At 54.5% G+C, this 3,888-nt stretch carries 3 protein-coding genes; 1 reads left to right on the top strand and 2 read right to left on the bottom strand.

Annotated features, from left to right (window positions below; translation table 11 throughout):
* A partial coding sequence (locus ACJROR_RS06100; RefSeq protein WP_406546314.1) for a hypothetical protein occupies positions 1-373 on the bottom strand: 373 nt, incomplete at its 3' end.
* A gap of 203 nt (positions 374-576) precedes the next feature.
* Here ACJROR_RS06100 and ACJROR_RS06095 point away from each other — a divergent pair.
* Positions 577-3,384 (top strand): ATP-binding protein, encoded by a 2,808-nt coding sequence (locus ACJROR_RS06095; protein ID WP_406546313.1) that lies wholly within the window; start codon positions 577-579, stop codon positions 3,382-3,384.
* A gap of 251 nt (positions 3,385-3,635) precedes the next feature.
* Here the strand turns inward: ACJROR_RS06095 and ACJROR_RS06090 are convergent.
* Positions 3,636-3,888 (bottom strand): hypothetical protein (locus ACJROR_RS06090; RefSeq protein WP_406546312.1); only part of this gene is annotated, 253 nt, incomplete at its 5' end.

Raw genomic sequence — 3,888 nt, 5'->3', positions numbered from 1 at the left:
CGCCGGTACCTTCATTAAAGTCATAGAATACCGGAAAGAGAGAATCCCGGCGGTATTTGTCCGTAATTCCGAGAGCTTTGGCAAAGTTATCAAGGTTACCCCGGAATACATCGTACTTTGAGCCGCCGGCGCCGTTTTTCTGATATACCCGATTGCTTGCTATGGCGATAACAAAGATCCTTTCCGCTTCCCGGCCTGCTTTATCCATCAGGTACTGCATAGGTGCGTCGCCGGTTTCCAGCACCTTGTAGCGTTCGCTTTCATGCCCGTTTACCGTGTAGATTTGTTCCGCCGGGGTATCAGGAGCGATCCGGCCGTCATTGTGTTCCTGACGTTCTCCCACAAAGGCAATGATATAAGCGGCGCGGTTCATGCTGTATTATCTCCGGTGACGGTCCATGACAGAGTGCCCGGTTTTTCGCTGTATTCGGAAAACGTTTTCATTGCAGCGGCATTTTGGGGAGGGACTAAGAAATAATCGTTTATATTTCAGCCCGGATCTCCTTTTTGCCCATGCAGACGTCGTTGCTTACGGAGTGAGTGTTATAATTCTCGGGATCCGGAGGTGATGTTTCAATGTATAACAGGAAAAACGGCCTTGTTACCAAGCTGATTATCGGCAGTTCGGCTACGCTGATCACGGTCAGCATTGTATTGGGAGCGGTGCTTTTCACCAACTCCCGCGCGGCGATGGAGACCCTCATATCCAATCGCATGCTGGATATCTCCAAAACGGCAGCGGCCATGCTGGACGGCGATGTCCTGGAAAATATCCGGAAAGAGGATCGGGATACTCCGGGATACCGCAAAATCAATGATACTCTGGCGTATTTTCAGGAAAACATCGAACTTCGCTATATCTACTGCATTCGAGACACCCACAGACCCGGCAAGGATCGCTTTACCTTTACCGTGGATCCCACCGTGGCAGATCCGGGGGAGTTCGGGCAGCCGGTGGTCACTACGGCGGCTCTGGAAAAAGCAGCCGGCGGCGTCTCTGCGGTGGACGAAACTCCCTATGAGGACGAATGGGGCCGCTTCTACAGCTCCTACACCCCGGTATTCACCTCCCGGGGCACGGTAGCCGGCATTGTGGCGGTGGACTTTTCCGCCGACTGGTACGAGGGCTGGATCGCAGCGCAGAAGATGCTGATCCTGATCACCACAGTGTTTTCCGTAATAATCGGCATTCTCATGGTGGTGTGGGCCACCTCCCGCCTGAGACGGCAGCTGGAAGCGGTTACCGCTGAAATTCACGAAATCGCCGGCGAACTCAACGCCCTGACCAGGGAAGTAAAAGGCGATGAAGTCCCCATGATTCTGAAGAAGGGGGAACCTTCCGACGATGTGCAGGCCATGGGCCGGCAGATCCATGCCATCAGCGAAAATCTCCGCAACTACCGCCTGGATATCCATAACCGGGTGAGCAGCATGATCTACGTCCTCTCCGCTGATTATCGCGGGGTGTTTCTGGTGGATCTCGACAGCAATTCCGGCATCTGCTGTCAGGCAAACGGAGTTTCCCATCTTGAGCCCGGAGATTCCTTTGTTTTTGATGAAACCATAAGACGCTATTCCGCCGACGTTATGGAGAACTACCGGAAGACTTTTGTGGAATTCATGTCCGCTGAGAGCATCCGGGAGTCTTTGCAATCCCAGAAGCTTATTTCCTTCCGTTATCTCATCACCAGGGATGGGCATGAGGTTTACGAAATGGCCCGCATTGCTCCGGTGCCCGGCAGTCCCGGCAAGGTCAGCATCGGCCTCGCGGACGCGGATGCGGAAACCAGGAAGGACATGGCTCAGCGCCGGGCTCTGGCGGAGGCCCTGAAAAACGCCGAGGTGGCCAATCTGGCCAAGACGGCGTTCCTGTCAAATATGAGCCACGAGATCCGCACGCCCATGAACGTGATTATCGGTCTTAACCGCATGATGGAGCGGGATCCGGGACTCTCTGAAAACGTAAAGGAGTGCCTCCGGAAGACCCGACTCTCCGCCGATCATCTGCAGGAAATCATTAATGAAGTTCTGGACATGTCCAGCATCGAGTCCGGCAAGATGACCCTGCGCTGCGAAGACTTTTCCCTCAGGGATCTCCTGGATCAGGTAAGCGACATTATCGGCGGACAGTGCCGGGAAAAGGGACTCCGCTGGGAGTGCAACGAGAAAGTCCTTCTGAAACAGTCCTACCGGGGGGATGCGGTACGGCTCCGGCAGGTGCTGCTCAATATTCTGGGGAATGCCGTCAAGTTTACCTATACCGGAGGCCGGGTAACCCTGACAGTAGAAGAAACTGCCTCCTTTGAGCATAAAGCCACCTTCCGTTTTGTGATTGCCGACACGGGCATTGGCATGAGCAAGGAGTTTCTGCCCCGGATTTTTGAGCCCTTCAGTCAGGAAGATACCGGCATTAAAAACGAATATAGCAGCACCGGTCTGGGCATGTCCATAACCCGCAGCATTGTGGAGCTTATGAACGGTTCCATAGAGGTGGAGAGCCGCAAGAAGGAAGGCTCGGTATTTACGGTAACCATTACCCTGGAGGAGACCCCCGTTTCCCCGCTGCCGGCAGCCCCGGAGTCAGCTGAAAAGCTTCCTGCCGTTTTGATAGCCGCAGATGCTGGCTTTACTCGGGAGATGGGCATGGGGCTTCTCGGCATAGGCATTCATGCGGATACGGTATTGTCATGGCAGGATGCTCTCAAAGCCATCAATCTCGTAAGATCCCGGAAAAAGTCCTGGGATCTTATGCTCCTTTCCGCGGATATTCCGGATCTTCCTCCGAAAAACGCCCTCAGGGAGCTCCGGACTCTTCTGGGGCATGAGGCAGTGATTTTCCTGACCGGAAAGGAGCCCCCGGCCGGTTTAGATCCGAAATCAGGCGCCGATGGATTCATGCCTTTCCCGCTGTCTCCCGGAGATGTTCTCAGTAAATACCGGGAAATCAGGAAGGAACGGACTGCTGCTCCGCAGCGGGATCTCTCCGGCATCAGGGTGCTCCTGGCTGAGGATATGACGGTGAATGCGGAAATTGTCCAGATGATTCTCAGCATGCGAGGGGTTAACTCCGATCTGGCGGTTAACGGCCGGGAGGCGGCTGAGCTGTTTGCCTCCCGCCCTGCCGGCTACTACCAGGCCATTCTCATGGACATGAGAATGCCTGAAATGGACGGCCTTGAGGCGACTCAGGTTATTCGCAGCATGAAGGATCATCCTGATGCGGCCCGGATCCCTATTATCGCCCTGACTGCCAATGCCTTCGACGAGGATGTGCAGCGCAGTCTTCAGGCCGGACTTAATGCCCACTTGTCAAAGCCGGTGGATGAGGCTCAGCTCTGGAAAACCCTGGAGGAGCTGGCGCTGCCAGCTGAACCGGCCAAATAACACCGAGTTCCGGGGTATTAGTTTTCTCAGGTTAAAGGGACATGAGGGCCGCCCTTTTTTGTCCGGGAATCCATTTGCCGCGCAGCGGCGCTTTCCTGCCCCGGCATTTTGAAGCCTGCTGTTCCTTTCCGCGCAATGCCGGTTCCCCTTCCCATTTGCCGGCAAAAAAAACATGCCAGAAAAACCTGAGTTCTCCTGACATGATGCTTTACAGCGGCCCTTACGCAGACCTTTCCGGCCGGGGATTAATCTTATTTCCTGCGGCCGTAAACGGTAAGATGCATATTCTTGTTAAGTTCGTCCACGTCAATCTGGCAGGGACTTCTCACGTTCAGCCGGTACTTCTTGTCCGGATCCTCCTTCAGGGATTCCTGGTAGAAGGCGGAGGTGGCGATATCCATAGGCTCCAGCGTTAAGCCCTCAGGAATATCATCGTCATCATCGTCATCATCGCCATCGTCATCATCGTCGTCATCAGGAATGTTAAACCCGGAGCCGTAATCC

This window comes from Succinimonas sp. (assembly GCF_045225735.1).
In the GTDB taxonomy this organism is placed as follows: domain Bacteria; phylum Pseudomonadota; class Gammaproteobacteria; order Enterobacterales; family Succinivibrionaceae; genus Succinimonas.
This window is presented reverse-complemented; position numbering and strand designations above follow the sequence as displayed.

Coding starts and splice junctions, on each gene's coding strand:
- ACJROR_RS06095 (WP_406546313.1), top strand. CDS start 577: ATGTATAACAGGAAAAACGGCCTTGTTACCAAGCTGATTATCGGCAGT.